This is a genomic window from Mesorhizobium sp. M8A.F.Ca.ET.165.01.1.1 (assembly GCF_004792065.1).
GTDB lineage: Bacteria > Pseudomonadota > Alphaproteobacteria > Rhizobiales > Rhizobiaceae > Mesorhizobium.
Window position 1 is genome coordinate 234455 of sequence record NZ_SRTH01000007.1, and the last position, 17126, is coordinate 251580.

A 17126-nucleotide genomic window follows, 5' to 3' on the forward strand; every position below is an offset into this window, starting at 1 on the left:
CCCCCACTTGTGGGGAGATTGGCTGTTGTTGCGGCTTTCGCCAATCTTCAACGTTGCAGAAAAGAGTGGGGCGCCAAAGCGGCCAATCTCCCCCCTTGTGGGGGAGATGTCCGGCAGGACAGAGGGGGGCGCCGTAGAGCGCTACCCTCCCAGAACATCGGACCCACCCCATGAGCACATCAGCGATCACCCCCGTCCCCCTCGGCCGCCGTCTAAAACGCTTCATGGCCGACCGGCCGCTCATCCCGCTGATCATCCTGCTGGTCATCCTGGTGGTGATCCTGCAGATCCTGCGTCCCGGCATCGTCAACGAGCGCTGGATCGCCAACACCATCAAATTCGCCATTCCGCTGGCGATCCTTGCCGGCTGCCAGACCATGACCATGCTGACCGGCGGCATCGACCTGTCGGTCGGCACGGTGGCGACGATGAGCGCCTTCATCATGGCGACGCAGATCGTCAACCAGGACCCGGCCGTGGCGTTCCTGCTGGCGATGATGCCGGCGGTGCTGATCGGCCTCGTCAACGGCATCGGCGTCGGCGTCTTCCGCGTCCACCCGCTGATCATGACGCTGGGCACCAGCCTGATCGGCACCGGCTGTCTGCAGGTCTACCAGCGCACGGTGATCGCGTCGGGCGCCAAGATCCCCGACTTCCTCGCTTGGCTGGGCACCGGCGTCACCTACGGCTTCCCCAACGCGCTGCTGCTCTTCGTGCCGCTGGCGGCGCTGATCGTCTTCACGCTCGCCCGCACCGGCTTCGGCCGCCTGCTCTACGCCGTCGGCGACAATGAGCGCGCGACGCGTCTGTCGGGCGTGCAATACTGGCAGGTCATAACGGCGCTCTACGTCACCTCAAGCGTGCTCGCCGGCATCACCGGCCTGCTCTATATCGGCCTGATCAAGGCCCCTTCCCTGTCGCTCGCCGAACCGCTGGTGCTGCCTTCGGTGGCCGCCGCCGTCATCGGCGGCACCTCCATCTTCGGCGGCCGCGGCGGCTACACCGGCACCATCATCGGCGCGCTGATCCTCACCGTGCTGACGACGCTCCTGACCATCCTGCAGATGCCGGAGGGGGCTAGAAGGATCTTGTTCGGGTTGATCGTGCTGTTCGTCACGGCGGCCTATTTGCGGATCGTCGAGGAGCGGTGAAAGGATCCCGCGAAGGCCACCGTTTTGGATCATCAAGCAATCCAGTGCCTGCGCACAAGAGATAAGCGGCGAAGGGATCGATTTTGAGAAACTCGCCGCTTCCGTATTTTGCCAACTATATTAGTCCTTGTTGAAGTGTATTGGCGTGATGCCATTGGATACCGCTATTTGTTTTCGGCCAGCGTTCACTTTGAACCATTGATTAACTGCCTATGCTTCATTCTGTGAATCGCATGCACAAGGCATGTGAAACACGAGAGCTTGCTCGATGCGGATCATGCCGGATTTCACCGTTACGATACAGAAGCTGATGTCGGCCAAGAGCGGCTTTGCAGGCGCCAACCAGCCCGCGTTCGCGAAAGCAGGCACGGCGCTGCGGACCGAGCCTCCTGTCATTCGTCCGGGTGCAACAGGTGATGAGGACGACGCCGAATACGATCCGTTCGGCAGCTTTGGCCAGGTCGCTGGGGCGCAGGCGTCTTCACCCATCAGTGCAACGTCCACCACGACGGCACAAGACCGTTTTTTGCGCGCGGGCGAAGCCAACTTTGACGAACTCCAAGCGGAGCATACACGCTTCATCGGCTCGATGGTCGAGGCAGACCGCCGACACGAAGATTCCACCGTTGCGCGCAACTTCATCCCCACGGGCGAGACACCGGAAACGGTGATGGCGATGGGAGAATATGACTATATGTGGGCCGTCCAGGACGAGATGGAGGCCGCTGCCGACCGCAGCCCGCAGGCGCAGGCCAACAAGGCGATCAGCAACCAGAGCCTGACCTACGGTGATGCCGGCAGGATGACTTCCGATGCCCTGTTCAGCCTGCAGAAGGCCTTGCCAGCTTTGAACAGCGCCTTGGCGAGTGTCACCCCCGAGGCCATTGAAAAACGCCTGCAAGGCATCGGCGACGACTCGAAACGCCAGCTTCTCGCGCAGCAACTGGCCAGGAACGATATGCTCTTTGCCAAGAGCAATCTGCGCTACGTCGCCAGGATAGTCAAAGGCATCGAGGGTGGCCCCAACAAGGTGACTGGCGACATCCTGCTCAAGAACGACCAAGGCCAGTACCAGCTGGGCGATTTCTCGATTTCGTTCAAGGGGGAGGTGTTGCTGACCTCCAAGGACAAGTTCAAGGCATTCACCGGCTGAGCCTGTCCGAGGCGCCGGCCGTCTTGACGGCAACCAACTGATCGCTGGAACTATGGCCTAACGCCGGAACAATATCGAAAGAAGTGGAGCTGCCTTCCAACTGCCCGATGGTGGCGCCCGGCGGCCCGATAGCCAAGTTTATCCTCGATATCTAGGACTTCATTGCGACCACGCATGGGGCCTCCTGCAGATCGAGTATCCCGCCGTCCATGACGCGTGCTGCGTCGCGGCCGCGCGCCACCCCGAGCGCTTGGAGGGACCGCTTCACTCCGTCCACATCGCCCACCACCGGCTCATCACCCCATCGGAATGGCGAGCGGTCGACGGTGTTATCACCGTCCAGTAAGGGCGGCGTCGTTGCGCACGCAGGCCTCACCAGAAGCCGATGAACGACCTCAATATCGCCGCGGGACCGATCGCCTGCCTGCAGGTCATGCGAAATCCGGCCCGGCCCGTTGCCTCAAGCACGTCGTCGTCGATGTCGCGCAGGATTCTGTGCGCATTGCGCCAGCCGATCCTGGCCAACGCGGCTGCCAGATCCGCCCGCGAGGGGTTAAACAGGCTCTCGTTGGCGGCCGGGTCCCCGGACCGGTCGATGTCATTGCTCGAGACAAGCGCGTGGCGTGGAATTGTCACGTCGGTGCTGGCTTCGAACGGCGTGGACAGATCGAGGAAACGGGAAATGGAACTCAGGCAAAGGGCCGGGGTCGCGACGAGTTGCTCATAGCATACGAAATGCACGGGCGTGCCGGTGCGGCGCAGCGCCTCCATAGCAAAGTAGAACTGGTTCCAGTAGTCGGCGGGTGCGCGGAACCTGTATTCCATCTGCGGCCGCGTGAAATCCTGCCTGATTTCGAAGGGCTGGTTCAGGAACGAACCGAAATGTTTGGCCGGCCTCAAAATGCTGTTGTGCCTGGTGAAACGGAACCAGGACAGGAGCTGAGTGATCGGGTCCTTGCTCATGACAATGATGGGCAAGTCGCCATATTGCAGCGCGCGCCCGTTCATCAGGGCCGGAAAGATCCCATGCTTCCAAAAACCCTGGTCAAAGACGACGGGCACGCCGAGATAGGCCTCGACCAGATGTTTTGCGAGATTCGTGCCCGATTTCGGCGTCCCCATGATGCGGATCCGGGCGACAGTGCCGCCGGCCTGCGTCCGCGATCCACCGGGACCTGGGCTAGTCATCGGCCCTCACAGCGCCAGGCTGCCCTGCTCCGCCGCCTCGGCGTTGGGGTCGCCCGGCGCGGTGGCCCAGGCGAGTTCGACCAGCGTCACCGTGCGCTTTCCCGTGCCGTCGAGCTGGCAGACGATGAGGCCCTGCTCCTCGATATAGGTCAGCAGCCGCCGGGCCCGGCGCATGGAGTGCGACCCATAGGCGCGGGCGATCGCGCCATCGCTCGGGCACGGCCAGCCCTCCTTCGCCGCGCGCGCGATCATCATGAACACGCCCTGCATGTCCTCTGGCAGCAGTGAGGCGCGCACCGAAACATCCCGCCACGCGTCATCCTCGGCCATGTCGGACCCCACCCCGGCACGGGCGCGTGTCAGCATGCGGCGAAATTCCTGGAGATCGGGTATGACCGAAGCCAGTCCCTCGATGCGGCAGCGCACGACGAATTCCTGGTAGAGGACGCCGATGACGCGAAATCCCGCATCGGGTTCGGCCAGGATGGCGCGCAGGATGCGGTCCATCCGCTCGCGCCGTTCGGCCAGATCCTCGGCGCTGGGCGCGGGCTCGGCCGGTTCGGGCCGAATGTCGCGCGGCGCCGATTTCGCCGCCATCAGCTGCTCCAGCAGATCCGGCGACGCCACCCGGCGCGGCGCGCGCATCGTCTCGGGCGGCGGGGCGGCCAGGATGATCGCGCGGGCGTCCTCGAGAGCGGATTCCGGCATCGCCATCAGCCTGGGCGTGCCGTTGCGCGGGCTGGTGTCGGTCGGGCCGATGCGTAGGCCGAGCGGGCGGCGCGACAGCGCCGGCCCCAGCGCCATGAACTGTCCGCGCTCCAGGTCGCGAAAGGCCTCCGCTTGCCGCCGCTCCATGCCGAGCAGATCGGCGGCGCGCGCCATGTCGATATCGAGGAAGGTGCGGCCCATGAGGAAGTTGGAGGCTTCCGCCGCGACGTTCTTGGCGAGCTTGGCCAGCCGCTGCGTGGCGATGATGCCGGCAAGCCCGCGCTTGCGGCCACGGCACATCAGATTGGTCATGGCGCCGAGCGAGAGTTTTCGCGCTTCGTCGGAAACCTCGCCGGCCACCGCCGGCGCGAAAAGCTGCGCCTCGTCGACCACCACCAGCATCGGGTACCAATGGTCGCGCGCGACCTCGAACAGCCCGCCAAGGAAGGCAGCGGCGCGCCGCATCTGGTTCTCGGCGTCGAGCCCTTCGAGGTTGAGCACGGTTGAAACACGGTGGATGCGCGCCCGCTCGCCGGCCGCCTGCAGGCCGCGCTCGGTGTGCTCCTCGGCATCGATCACCAGATGGCCGTAACGCTCGCCCAGCGAAACGAAGTCGCCTTCGGGGTCGATGATGGTCTGCTGCACCCAGGGCGCGCTCTGTTCGAGCAGGCGCCGCAACAGATGCGACTTGCCGGAGCCCGAATTGCCCTGCACCAGCAGGCGGGTCGCCAGCAGCTCCTCGAGATCGAGCTTCGCCGGAGCGCCCGCCGTCGTGTGTCCCATCTCGATCGCAACGGTCATGCCAGACTCATCGGCTCCTTCGCAGACGGGCTTATCAACCCGATCGCGGCCCGTCGAGCCGCGCAGGCCAAGCGATTCGCGTTGCGCACAGCCGAGACAATGATGACATGGCCACGATGGACGGCCGCAAACCCGCGCATCGCCTGCCGGTTATTGCCTCGGGCCTGTGGATAGTAACCCTCTGTTCACCATGGGCCGGTGTTCCGATTGCGGGCACCAGGCATCCGCCTAACCTGACCCTGCATCGTGCCCCAACGTGATGCACCCAACGCCCCAAATGGCGGCCGGCGTCTTCAAGTTCCTCTGTGTATGCGCCGGTCGTCAGTTCTGTCCGTCACCTCATCGCATCCTGCCGTGGCACCGGCGGCAAGTGCGGTGCGGCCAGCCCCTTGAAGGGATCACGCCAGGCTTCGACGGCTTCGAGCCGGCGATACCAGCGGGTAAGAGCGGGATAATCACCGAGCGGCAGCCCGGCGACGTCGTTGAACGGCAGGAACGTCGCCATGCGGAAGTCGGCATAGGAGACCGAGTTGCCGACCAGCCATTGCCTGCCGACGAGCGCTGTCTCCAGGATCGCCGCCGTCGCTTGAAAAAGCTTCAGCCCCTCCTCGACCAACTGATGATCGATTGGGCCCAGCCCGTAGCGCTGCTTGGTGCCGCGCTCGAAATGCACCATGTCGCAGGCCCGCGCGAAATTCTCCTTGCCCCAGCTCAGCCAGCGGATCATGTCGGGCTCATCCTCACCGCCGCGCCAGAAATCCGAACCCATGTCGCGCGACAACCGGCAGGCTATGGCGTCGGCCTCCCACAGGCTGCCGCCCGGCCACGCCAGTATTGGAAGGGAAAGGTTGGGATTGAGCGGCCGGAAGCGCTCCGCTTGCCCCGGCGCGAACGGCGATGCGAATTCGAAGGTCAGCCTCGCCCCGAGATGACGCGCCACCGCGACCGCCAGGCGCGGATTGGGATTGCGGCTGAAGAACAGTTTTGTTTCCACCCCAGCCGGCATCGCCTCGACCCTGTCACTCATGAATGCTCTCCTTGTCCCCCGGCGACCATCGTCAGATCAAGGACGGATGCGGCTGGCGCAATCCGACAAATCATACATCCCACGGGAGCGGGAGGAACGAGCAGCCATCGAAACAGGATGGGTTGGGCAAAGTTTGGGTTGACCGTCTCCGATGGCGAGGCGACACTTCATCCCGCAGCAAGGCAGGAGGAAGAACGATGGATGAGCCCGACCGCTGGCGCCACATGTCCAGCGCGCCGAAAGACGGCAGCCGGATCCTCGTTACGGTCCGCCCATCCGAACAGGGGCCAGCGGAAGTCGACCTTGCCTACTGGTCACGCGCCGATCAATTCGGTGAGGAAGGCTGGCGCGCTTCCGATTCCTCGCCTGGCCGCGTCGTCGAATATGCCGAGCCGGAGCTGAAATGCTGGATGCCGATGCCCTCGGCCAATCTCAGCCGAGGCGCCTCGATGCCGGCACCCTGGGAGGGCGATGACGCGCAACAGCTGGACGGCTCGGGGATTTAGCGCTCTTCCTCCCCTCTGCGATTGGCGAAATCGCCGAAACCGCCAATCTCCCCCCTCGTGGGGGAGATGTCCGGCAGGACAGAGGGGGGCGCCGTAGAGCGCCAACCTCAATCACAATCGAAACTGCCATGCCTCATACGCCATTGCCGCCACAGAACCGAGCGAATGCTCGATCGATGCGCAAGGTCATGACCGACGCGGAGTTGAAGCTCTGGAATGAACTTCGCGCGCATCGGCTGATGGGGCTTGGCTTTCGAAGACAATTTCCGATTGCCGGCTATATCGCCGACTTTGCGTGCCCGCAGAAGAAGCTCGTCGTCGAACTCGATGGATCGCAGCATGGTGATGCAGATCTTGCAGTGAACGACACTGTCAGGACGAGGCGTCTGGAGCAGGACGGCTGGACCGTGCTCCGGTTTTGGAATGACGATGTCATCCGCGACATCGACAATGTCAGCCAGCATATTGTCATCATGGCGGGTTTGGGTGGTATCGAATGAAAGGCTGGCGGGACAGCGCCCCCCTCTGCCCTGCCGGGCATCTCCCCCACGAGGGGGGAGATTGGCAGCTTCGACGCCAGCTTTAAAACAAGAACGCCGCCGTCGCCGGGTTCGGACCGCCGCGGCCGTCGGCCGAATCCATGCCCGCGATCGTCTTCAGGTCCTGCGCGTCCAGTTCGAAATCGAAGACGTCGAAATTGGCCGCGATGCGATCCTGGCGGATCGATTTCGGGATGACGATCAGCCCCTGCTGGAGATGCCAGCGGATCATGGTCTGCGCGGCGGATTTCCCATGCTTCTTGGCAATGCCCGCAATGGTCGGGTCGCCGAGCAGCTTGCCGCTGCCCAGCGGGCTCCAGCTTTCCGTATGGATGTCGTGTTTGGCATGGAATTCCCTGAGCGCACGCTGCTGGAAACGCGGATGCAGTTCCACCTGGTTGACGCTTGGCACCACGCCCGTCTCGCCGATGATGCGCTCCAGATGATCAGGATTGAAATTCGAGACGCCGATCGACTTGATGCGGCCGGCCTGCTTCAACTCGACGAGCGTCTTCCAGGCCTCGACATATTTGTCCTGGCTGGCCACCGGCCAATGGATCAGGAACAGGTCGAGCTGCTCGACGCCGAGCTTCTTCATCGTGTCGTCGAAGGCGCGCAGCGCCGCATCGCGCTGGTGGGCGCCGTTGCGCAGTTTCGAGGTGATGAACAGCTCTGCTGCCGGCACGCCGGCGGCGCGGATCGCCTCGCCGACCCCTTCCTCGTTCTGGTAGCCCTCGGCGGTATCGATCAGCCGGTAGCCGGCCTCGATCGCCCAGCCCACCACTTGCGCGGTGATGTCGTGATCGACCTGCCACACACCAAGGCCAAGCTGGGGAATGGCGGCGCCGTCGTTCAACGTGATCTGTTCGGGCATGGTCTGGTCCTTTTGCGGGGGGAATGGTCCAGCCTATCTAGGCTCGACATCGCGCAACGGCCAGTCGCCGGGGGAAGATTCGCCGAGGGAAAATTCGCGTCCCTCACTTCGGCCGGCGCACCGCCCTCACCACGCCGGCGTTTCCGCTGCCGCAGAAGAGGCGGTCGCCGCCATCGGATTCCAGCCCCGAGACGCCCATGCCGGCAGGCATGTCGAGCTTCTCCAGAACCTTGCCCGTTTGCGGGTCGACGCGGCGCAGATCGCTCTCGTCGCCCTCCCAAGTGGCGTGCCACAATTCGCCGTCGACCCAGGTCACCCCGGTGACGAAACGGTTGGATTCGATGGTGCGCAGGATTTTTCCGGTCTCGGGATCGATCTGGTGGATCTTGCGCTCCCGGTGCTGCCCTACCCACAGCGTGCCCTCGGCCCAGGTCAGCCCGGAATCGCCGCCATTGCCGGGTGCCGGAATGGTGGAAAGCACCTCGCCCGTATCGGGATCGATCTTCTGGATGCGGTCCTTGGCGAGCTGGAAAAAATGCCGGCCGTCATAGGCGGTGCCGGCATGCGCCGCGACATCGATCGAACGCAACGCCTGTCCGCTCTCCGGATCGAAGGCATTCAGCCTGTCGCCCGAGGCGAACCAGACGTTCTTGCCGTCAAAGCTCACCCCGGCCACCGTCTTGGCGCCGGGAAAAGGTCCGTATTCCCTCAGGATTTCGGCCGCCGAATGCTTCATGTCTTTGTCCTCGATGGTGGTCGTCATCCCGCTGACGTCTGGGATCATGTTCCAAGGTGGGTCGAGAGTCTGAATATCAATGCACCTTAGCCATCTGGCAGCGGCGCGGGGAGTAACAAGGTGGTCGTGAATCCAGCCACCGGCGGCGTCATCCAGCGGCGCGCCCGGCCATGGCCGAAGGACTGCACCTTGCCGGCCTCGGCAAGCGGCTCGAGCGCCCGCTGCACGCTGCGCTGGCCGGTTCCGAGCGCCAGCGCCAGGGCCGAGCTCGACCAGGCCTCGCCGTCGGCGAGCAAGGCAAGCACGGCCGCGTGCCGCTCCTCGATCGGCCGCGCCAGCACCATCACCGCGTGCGCCTGGCGCGGCGCCAGCGTGAAGCCATGTTTGGTGGCGCTGATGCCGGCCAGTGGGCGAAGCTCCGCGCGCAGCCGCCCGATCTCGACGCGCAGGCGCGCGCGATGCGATTCATCGGCATGCCTGCCGCCGAAGGCCCGCGCCACGAGTTCCCCCCGCGACACGTCCCCTGGCCAGGCTTCGGCGAGCGTCCGCGCCAGGGCGAACAGCACAGGCCGGCTCGCCAGCGAGATCGTGACCCCGCCGCCGCGCAGGGCGTAGCGGAAGGCATCGACGATCAGCGCCGGCGATCCCTGCAACGCCTCGACCTCCTCGAGCAGCACCGGCAGCTCCCTGCCCTGCGTGATCAGCCGCGCCGCGGGCGTCTCCAGCGCCTGGCTTGCGCTCTCGACCTCCGCGATGAGGCCGGGAATGCCGGCTATGTGGGCGGCATGGCGCGCCCATTCCAGCGCCGCGCGCGCCGGCCTGGTCCGCAGGCGCCGCATGGCGATGCCGGCGACGGCAAGCTCGTGCGCGGCCCTGGCCGCCGGCGGAAGCGGCGCCGGGTCGAGCCCGGCCAGCACATGCTCGGCCTCGTCGAGGCGGCCGATCAAGAGCAGCCGCCGCACCTTGAGGTGGCCGGCATGCGCCGCGTTCAACCGGTCGCCATGCTTTTCCAGTGCCGCGCGGGCCGCGTCGAGCGCCTTGGCCGGCCAGCCGAGATCACGCGAGACCAGCGCGATCTCGGCCTCGGCGACGACGCAGCGGGCGCGCGCGACGGCCTCTTTCGGGTTGAACGCGCGCGCGGCCCGCCGCAACAACAGCTTAGCGCGATCGAAGTCGCCAAGCTGCGCCATGGCGATGCCGCGCAGCGCCAGCGCCGGCGCATCCTCGCGCAGGGCGACGCGGTCGAGCGCGCCGAGCGCATCGCCGGAAGCCAGCGCCAGCGCCGCCGCGTTGATCAGCGAGTCCATTCAAATCCCGTCACACTTGTAACTCCCACCTCGGCGCGGCGCTGCCCTACCTTAAGTCAGTACCGTCAACCAGCAAGTCGTGCCGGCAATGACGGCACGCAAGGGAGAACCAGAAAATGCCTGCCTCCACCGACCTCGACCTCGCCACGGCGAATGATACGGCCAAGCACGCCGCACGCCACCCCTGCTGCGCCGGGCCGGAACTCGCGGATTTCGCCGCGCCCGCAACGCCCCGACATTCCCAGGCAACACCACACCGCAACGACGCCACGACTGGCAAAGGAGAAGACCAATGAACATGACGATGAAGATGCCACCGATCGTTTCACGGCAAGACTGGGAAGCCGCTCACAAAGCGATGTTGGTGAAGGAGAAGGCGACGATGCGCGCCAGGGATGCGCTGTCGGCCGAACGCCGCCGCATGCCGTGGACGGAAGTGGACAAGGCCTATGTTTTCGATGGCCCCGACGGCAAGGTCAGCCTGCTCGACCTGTTCGAAGGCCGCCGCCAGTTGATCGTCTACCGCGCCTTCTTCGAGCCCGGCGTCTATGGCTGGCCCGATCACGCTTGCCGCGGCTGCTCGCTCGGCGCCGACCAGGTCGGTCACCTCGCCCATCTCAACGCCCGCAACACCACGCTCGCCTACGCTTCGCGCGCCCCGCAGGCCGACATTGCACGGCTGAAGCAGCGGATGGGCTGGGAGATTCCCTGGTACACCATCACCGACAGCTTCGACAAAGACTTCGGCGTCGACGAATGGCACGGCCACAACGTGTTCATTCATGATGGCGACCGCATCTTCCGCACCTATTTCATCAACAACCGCGGCGACGAGGCGTTGGGTACTGTCTGGAGCTATCTCGACGTCACCCCGCTCGGCCGCCAGGAGACCTGGGAGGACTCGCCCGAAGGCTACCCGCAGACCCCGCTCTACAGCTGGTGGAACTGGCACGACAATTACGAAGCTGGGGCCGACAAGAAATGGGCCGAAGTGTCAGCCGCCGGCGAGGCCGCGTTCCGCGACAAGAGCGAGTAGCAGCGCATGGCGGGAAAGGGTGGCACGCCCCATCCTGCCTGGTTTCCTCTTCCTCGCGGAGCGGGGGAGAGGAACCCAGCTCCTTGCCAACCATCAAGGGAAAAGACCATGAGCGACATTCATTCCGGCTCCGGAAGCGCGACCCCCGAAAACACCGCCATCCCCGGCATCGCCGACTGGCTGTGCCTCGCCGCGGCGCCGACTTTCGCCCTGATGGCGCTGGTCTCCTGTCTTCAGGGCGGTGGCGCCGCCATGCTGTGCATGGGCGCCTCGCCTCTTACCGGCATGCCGGCAATGTATCTCCTGATGAGCGCCTTCCATCTGACGCCCTGGCTGCGGGTGGTTTCCGGCCGGCGGGCCCGGTAACGGCCGCCGCCCTGTAACCCCACCACAGGCCGGAGAGAGACAGGGCCTCGGACCTGTCAGAGGGTCGGTTCATGCTGGTAAAGCTCATCCATGCTGAGCGACGCCAGGGCCGCGAATGGGGCCTGCTTCTTCACACGGCCGCCGCTCAGGATCACCACGTCATCGCAGAACGAGATGGTGCTGTGGTGATGGCTGATCACGAGGGTCGTGCGGCGGCCGGCTCTCGACTTCAACGTCTCGACGATCGCCGCTTCCGACAGTCCGTCCACGGCATTCGTGGCTTCGTCCAGGATGAGCAGATCAGGATCGCGCACCAGCGCCCTCGCCAAGGCGATCCGCTGCCTTTGTCCCGCTGACAGATTGACACCCCTGTAGCCGACGACGGTATCGTAGCCCTGGGGCAGATGTTCAATGAACTCATGCGCTTCGGCCAGTCTCGCGGCACGCTCGGCATCGCTGCTCGTGGCGCCATCCTGGCCGTAGGTTATGTTCTCGGAAATGGTGCCGTCCACCAGTTCCAGCTCCTGGCTGGCAAGCGCGACGTGCCTTCGCCACTGGCTGGGTTCGATCCGGTCGAGCGGCGATCCATCGACAAGAATCCCCCCGGAGCTCGGCTCGACAAAGCGGCACAGGAGATTGACGATCGTCGTCTTGCCCGCGCCCGACCGGCCGATGAGCGCCGTCGAGCGGCCGCTTCGGATATCGAAAGTCGCCGAATGCAGCGCCGCCGCGCGTGCGTCCGTGCCGGAATAGGTAAATGCCACGTCGTCGAAGCTGATCCCTTGCCGCAAACCGTGGAATGGCCCGTCGCCTTGCGGAGGCTTGGGCTTGTCCGCCGGATCCAGCATCCAATCGACCTCTTCGAGCGACCCGCTCAAGCCTTGCAGCTGGCTCCACGACATTTGCAAAGCCCGCATATGCGGCTGCAGCCGGTAGAGCAGGATGACGAATGCGACGATCAGCGGGAAGCTCACATTGGCGAACCATGCGCCGATCACCACCGCAAGGAACAGCATCGCATGGAGAACCTCGGTCAGCGGTGGCAACGCCCCCTGCCGGGTAAGCAGGACGAAAGCAGCCCGGCGAACCGCGTCCGATGCCTGGTCGAACACCGCTTGCTCGCGGCTCTCCTGTCCGAAGATACGGATCAGGCGCCCGGCATGGACAAGGTGCAGCATCTGCGATGCGAGATCGCTGTTGCGGGAGGCGACGCTGCGGCTGGGCGCTTTCAGATTGGCCGAGAGAACGGCATGGACGACCTGGATGAGGGCCAGGCCCAATGTGACCAACAGTGTCATCTGCCACGACAGCAGGAGCAGGAACGCCAGCAGGATGATGGCCGCCGATGCGCTGACGATGGCCGACAGCATGATCTGGATCGCATCCGATGCCCGCCAGGATTCGTTCGAGATGATGTTGAGCAGCCGTCCGGGACTTTGCTGCAGGAAGAACGGGTAACCTATCCTGAGGAGCTGCTCCGACAGCGCGCTGCGGATCGAATGGCTTGCCTTGCCGTAAATGAAGGTGGTGAGCAGCGTGTTCGCGAATGCGAACACGTTCTTCAGGATGATCGAGCCGAGGATGGCGACCGAAATGACGATCAGCCGGTCGCGCTCGTCCAGGCCCGATCCGAAATACTGAAAGACGGCGGACAAGCCGGCCATTCCGGCCGCATCCGCGTGTCCCATGATTATGCCCAGCAAGGGGATGATCAAGCCTATGCCGAACCCTTCGAGGGCGGCGCCGACAAGACCAAGAACCACCACGGCCGGAAGCAGTCGCAACTGCTTCGTTCCGAGCGCGCGACCCAGCATCGGCAAGCTTGGCGGCAAAAATCGCATTATGGCCTGTCACCTCGCCTGGGCATCTGCCTGCCGATCCTGCGGCACTTGCACTTCTTGCGGCCATCTCGCCAGCAAAAGAGCCGCAAATCTGGCCGCGCCGGTCAGATTCATGACGACGATCGGCCAATGCGACAGCTGGAGTTCGCGGTCGAACCGCGGACCACCCGCCAACTCCCGCAAAGCCCCTCTCGTGGCCCAATAGAAATGGCGAAGCAGCCAGGGCGCATGGCGGACATGTTTCAGGCAAAGGGCGCCATTGCCGAAGCTGTAGTCGCGGTGGAGCTTTTCGATCGATTTGCGGTCTCGCCGGCCATGATGATGGAAAACTGTCATATCGGGCACATATTCGACCGGGATGCCGAGCAGCATCGCTCGAACAAGGTAATCCGTGTCTTCCGCTGACCGCAGCGGGCCGCCGGCGCCGAACCGTTCGTCGAAATGACCGATACGGGCCGCGACATCGCGGTGCATCACCATGTTGCAGCCAAGCACGAAGCCGCCCGGATGAACATCGGGGGTGAGCCGCTCGCGCACCCGCGAGCGCTTGATCGTGAACGGCAAATCCCTGGGATCGCCGAGTTCGACGCAGCCGCCACGGATGAGCCATTGTTCGCCGGAAGCATAGTGTCGTTCCAGATCGCGGAGGTAATCGCCATCGACCTCGCAATCATCATCGACGAAGACCAGCACGCGGCCGCGCGCGCGCGCCACACCGGCGTTGCGGGCGGCGGCCAATCCGGGGCGCGGCTCGCGCACGGCTGTGAACGGGATATCGGATATTTCGGCGATGCCGGCCAGGCGCTCCGCCGTGCGGTCGACCGAACCATTGTCGACGACCACGAGTTCGGCCGCGAAGCCGGCATGGGCGCGGCACGCGCTTTGGACCGACCTGATGCAAGTCTCGAGCACGGCGACACGGTTGCGCGTGCATATGATGAAGCTGACCGCCGGCGGCGACCGCTCGGGCCGGGGATCGACGGGGACAAGCTCCGTCCGGCGATGGCGCTGCGTGGGTGGGCGGGCTTTGACGGTCATCCCTGCCGCTAGCTCAACTGATGGGACGCCAGGACCGCCGCGGCAGGCGCGGATTTCAGGTACCGCGCCACGGCGTCCGCCTGGCGGCCGGCCGACATCGAGACGAGACTGAACCATGGCGCGTAGGCGGCGGGACGCAACGCGTACTTTTCGCGGCGTCGAATGAAATTCCATTTCGCGGTCCGCGTCAGGAATTCGTGCGTCAGCGGAGGTTGCATTTCGTCGCCTATCAGTTGGTAGAGGAAATAGAACAGGTTCAACGCGCCGGCCGCAAAACTCGGCCGCGTTTCCGTCGGCAGCGCGGAGATCCTTGCCTCGAGTGCAAGAATGAACGCCGCGGCCCGGCGAACCGTGTCGGTCGAAACGGCCTCGCCGATGTCGCGCAGATCGCGCGTATCCTGTGCCAGGCCTTCCCGCTCGAGGTTCTCGGCCACGATCGTCAGATGTGTCCGGCGCATCTCCTTCCTGTGCCTGCTCGTTACGCTCCCGTCATGGATACGGTAGACGATCAGGTTTTCGGGGATCATCGCCGCCGGGTAACGATCGGCGAGCCGCCTGAAGAGGTCGAAATCCTCGGCATGTTTGTATTTCGGGTCGTAGAATAGAACGTCGTCCTTTATGACTTTCCGGTTGTATACAACCGTGGAGTGCATGAATATCGTGAAGAACATCGACAATATACGGAGCTGGCCGAACCGGAAGACCGGATCGGGTGTACCCTTGGCGACGCGGTTGCGAAGCAAGGTATCGAAGCCGGCGCCACACAGAGCGAGATCGGGCTGCCGGTCGAACAGCGCCACCTGGCGCGACAGGCGTGACGGATAGGCGATATCGTCCGCGTCCATCCTGGCGATAAGGTCGCCCCGAGCGACAGCCAAACCCTCGTTGAGGGTTGCGATGAGGCCCCGGTTTTCGCGGGAGATGATGGAGATCCGATTGTCGGCCTGCCGGTGCCGCTGCAGGATTTGCAGGGAGTTGTCCGTCGAGCCGTCGTCGATCGCAATGACCTCCAGGCGATCGTGGTCCTGCCGCAGGATGCTGCCGAGCGCGGTGCTGAGATAGGGTCCCGCGTTGTAGACCGGCAGCAGAACGGATACCAGGGGAGCGGCCATGGTCAGCTCCGATCCGTTCGTTGAAGATCGCCTGCCGCCTCGCGGCCATCGAGCAAGCCACCGGGATAAGCCCCTGCCGCGCCTCTGGGCCATCCGGCGTCGGTCGTGTCGGCGCGGGCCTGGATGCGCGTGCCAGCTCCTGGCGCGACATAGGGAAAGTAGCGCTTGAAGCTGTTGAGCGGCTTTTCGAAAACCAGCCACGATACCGACGCCAGGATAAGGGTGGCCGTTCCAGCAACCAGGAACCGACCCGCCCCCTGCTCCGAGACGTTGACGGGGATCCACGGCTGGGACTTGACGGCCAACGACAGGAGTATGGGGTGGTACAGATAGACGCCATAGCTGACGCGGCCAAGGGCGGTGAGCGGCGGCAGTTCGAGAAGCCAGCCCCGGTACCCCCGATGGCCTCGAGAACAACTCGCGACGATCATCACGAGAGGCCCGAGCGGAAGGATTTGCGACAGCAGCCAGCGGCCCCATTCCTGGACAGTGTCCGGCGGCGCCGGAGCAAACCACTGCAGGGCGAAAAACGCGACCGCGAGCGCCGGCCAGCCAAGCCGTAACCACTGTGGCAAGACGGTGGCCCTGGTTCGGTAGACGGCAAGCCACGCACCCGAGGCGAGCGCGTCCATGGAAGCCGGTGGAAGCAGATCGCGCGCCAGCGCGGGGGTTCCAGTGATCGGCCAGTAAAAGCGATACGACAATGACAGCACGATGACGCCGATGCAGATCGCCTCGAGGCGGCGGCGTGGCGCCAGCAAGACGACCAGCGGCCAGGCGATATAGAACTGCTCCTCGATGCTCAGGCTCCAGAAATGGCAAAGCAGCCAGGGCGACCAGTCATTGCGCAGCGCGTACCAGAAATTCGACAGGTAAAGCGCATGCCAGATCAGCGATCCCCTGGAATGCTCCAGGTCAACCATCCAGACGACGCCCAGCACGGCAAAATAGGGCGGGAATATTCGCAGTGCCCGCCTGATGTAGAAGGATCTCAGCGCGGGCGCGGCCTCAAATTCAGCCGCCGAACGCGCTTCCAGGAGAAGGCGCGTGATGAGAAAGCCGCTCAGCACGAAGAACAGCCGCACGCCGATGTGGCCCCAGAAAGAAGAGCCTCCCGCCGCGAAGAAATGGGAATACAGCACCAACGTGACGGCGATGGCCCTCAATCCGTCCAGCTGGGTATCGCGAGAGTTTCCCATCAGCCGCTTCCCCCGGCGGAACATCTCTGATGAGGCTGCCGGGTTATCATCACGGATTCCCGGCTTCGGGAGTCAAAGGGATGGTTCGCAACGGACGACCCGCATCCTTGCCGCCGCTCACGTTCGCCAAAGCGCCGACAATGCCAAATCCGCGCTCCACGAGCCCGTCCGGGACGGGTCCGATATCGGATGTCTGCCAGCGGAAAGCTCAAGTTGGTCAACTTGACGGAACCCTTCGCCGCGCGTTTCCAGTTGGCCAATGAGTGCTTCCACGGAATGGTGCAGCGCAACACAAAAGATTTACCGCGCTGAAATAGTTTTGTGAATGGAAGGCTAGGAAATGACTAAAAACCGCCCTGATTTAGCCGCTAACGCCAAGGTGGCCGTTGATCGCGCGGAGTGCATGAGGTTGTTCGGGTAAAGCCGCACATATTCCCGGTTGCACCCGGAAGAAACATCCAAATTTCTCTATGAATCGTCGAAAATTATATTTTCAATATGCGATTTATAACAAATTAGAGACAGAGAAACATATGAGATAATT

The 17126-nt window shown here is 64.1% G+C and carries 16 protein-coding genes and 1 pseudogene; 7 read left to right on the forward strand and 10 right to left on the reverse strand.

Going from position 1 to position 17126, the window contains the following annotated elements; translation table 11 throughout:
• Nucleotides 1-170 precede the first annotated feature (170 nt).
• The 3 genes and pseudogenes from EN808_RS20735 to EN808_RS20745 form a co-directional block, all read left to right on the forward strand.
• A complete protein-coding gene (locus EN808_RS20735) occupies nucleotides 171-1151 on the forward strand; it encodes an ABC transporter permease (protein ID WP_135916769.1) in 981 nt (326 codons plus the stop codon).
• A gap of 277 nt (nucleotides 1152-1428) precedes the next feature.
• Nucleotides 1429-2304 (forward strand): hypothetical protein, encoded by an 876-nt coding sequence (locus EN808_RS20740; protein ID WP_135916770.1) that lies wholly within the window; start codon nucleotides 1429-1431, stop codon nucleotides 2302-2304.
• Between the two features lie 250 nt (nucleotides 2305-2554).
• Nucleotides 2555-2650 (forward strand): annotated as a pseudogene (locus tag EN808_RS20745) (protein usg); the annotation flags it as partial.
• 26 nt (nucleotides 2651-2676) lie between these two features.
• Here EN808_RS20745 and EN808_RS20750 read toward each other — a convergent pair.
• From EN808_RS20750 to EN808_RS20760, 3 genes are all read right to left on the reverse strand, one after another.
• A complete protein-coding gene (locus EN808_RS20750; protein ID WP_127870339.1) occupies nucleotides 2677-3492 on the reverse strand; it encodes a hypothetical protein in 816 nt (271 codons plus the stop codon).
• Between the two features lie 6 nt (nucleotides 3493-3498).
• On the reverse strand, nucleotides 3499-5001 hold the full coding sequence (locus tag EN808_RS20755) for an ATP-binding protein (protein WP_127279059.1): 1503 nt from the start codon (nucleotides 4999-5001) through the stop codon (nucleotides 3499-3501).
• Between the two features lie 334 nt (nucleotides 5002-5335).
• Complete coding sequence (locus EN808_RS20760; RefSeq protein ID WP_189524145.1) at nucleotides 5336-6028, reverse strand: glutathione S-transferase family protein; 693 nt, start codon at nucleotides 6026-6028, stop codon at nucleotides 5336-5338.
• A gap of 197 nt (nucleotides 6029-6225) precedes the next feature.
• Between EN808_RS20760 and EN808_RS20765 the strand changes: the two genes are divergently transcribed.
• Entirely contained in the window at nucleotides 6226-6534 is a 309-nt protein-coding gene (locus EN808_RS20765) for a hypothetical protein (protein WP_027146346.1), read from the forward strand.
• Nucleotides 6535-6710: 176 nt separating this feature from the next.
• Complete coding sequence (locus tag EN808_RS20770; protein WP_245525108.1) at nucleotides 6711-7034, forward strand: endonuclease domain-containing protein; 324 nt, start codon at nucleotides 6711-6713, stop codon at nucleotides 7032-7034.
• Between the two features lie 82 nt (nucleotides 7035-7116).
• Here the strand turns inward: EN808_RS20770 and EN808_RS20775 are convergent, their stop codons facing one another.
• The 3 genes from EN808_RS20775 to EN808_RS20785 form a co-directional block, all read right to left on the reverse strand.
• On the reverse strand, nucleotides 7117-7947 hold the full coding sequence (locus EN808_RS20775; RefSeq protein WP_135916772.1) for an aldo/keto reductase: 831 nt from the start codon (nucleotides 7945-7947) through the stop codon (nucleotides 7117-7119).
• 103 nt (nucleotides 7948-8050) lie between these two features.
• On the reverse strand, nucleotides 8051-8683 hold the full coding sequence (locus EN808_RS20780) for a PQQ-binding-like beta-propeller repeat protein (RefSeq protein ID WP_127870335.1): 633 nt from the start codon (nucleotides 8681-8683) through the stop codon (nucleotides 8051-8053).
• Between the two features lie 86 nt (nucleotides 8684-8769).
• A complete protein-coding gene (locus EN808_RS20785; RefSeq protein WP_135866082.1) occupies nucleotides 8770-9990 on the reverse strand; it encodes a helix-turn-helix domain-containing protein in 1221 nt (406 codons plus the stop codon).
• A gap of 292 nt (nucleotides 9991-10282) precedes the next feature.
• Here EN808_RS20785 and EN808_RS20790 point away from each other — a divergent pair, with 292 nt between their 5' ends.
• Both EN808_RS20790 and EN808_RS20795 read left to right on the forward strand, forming a co-directional pair.
• Nucleotides 10283-11026 (forward strand): thioredoxin family protein, encoded by a 744-nt coding sequence (locus EN808_RS20790; RefSeq protein WP_127280553.1) that lies wholly within the window; start codon nucleotides 10283-10285, stop codon nucleotides 11024-11026.
• A gap of 108 nt (nucleotides 11027-11134) precedes the next feature.
• Nucleotides 11135-11392, forward strand: a complete 258-nt coding sequence (locus EN808_RS20795; protein ID WP_135916773.1) for a hypothetical protein — start codon at nucleotides 11135-11137, stop codon at nucleotides 11390-11392.
• A 56-nt stretch (nucleotides 11393-11448) separates the two neighbouring features.
• On the opposite strand, the gene EN808_RS20800 is transcribed toward EN808_RS20795, so the two are convergent.
• From EN808_RS20800 to EN808_RS20815, 4 genes are read right to left on the reverse strand one after another with little or no spacing between them, the layout of a single operon-like run.
• The gene (locus EN808_RS20800) at nucleotides 11449-13236 is read right to left on the reverse strand and encodes an ABC transporter ATP-binding protein (RefSeq protein ID WP_189524149.1); all 1788 of its coding nucleotides are present in this window, start codon (nucleotides 13234-13236) and stop codon (nucleotides 11449-11451) included.
• A 6-nt stretch (nucleotides 13237-13242) separates the two neighbouring features.
• On the reverse strand, nucleotides 13243-14271 hold the full coding sequence (locus tag EN808_RS20805; RefSeq protein WP_135866073.1) for a glycosyltransferase: 1029 nt from the start codon (nucleotides 14269-14271) through the stop codon (nucleotides 13243-13245).
• A gap of 8 nt (nucleotides 14272-14279) precedes the next feature.
• On the reverse strand, nucleotides 14280-15383 hold the full coding sequence (locus EN808_RS20810) for a glycosyltransferase family 2 protein (RefSeq protein ID WP_127870329.1): 1104 nt from the start codon (nucleotides 15381-15383) through the stop codon (nucleotides 14280-14282).
• 2 nt (nucleotides 15384-15385) lie between these two features.
• On the reverse strand, nucleotides 15386-16582 hold the full coding sequence (locus tag EN808_RS20815; protein ID WP_135916775.1) for an acyltransferase: 1197 nt from the start codon (nucleotides 16580-16582) through the stop codon (nucleotides 15386-15388).
• Between the last annotated feature and the right edge of the window lie 544 nt (nucleotides 16583-17126).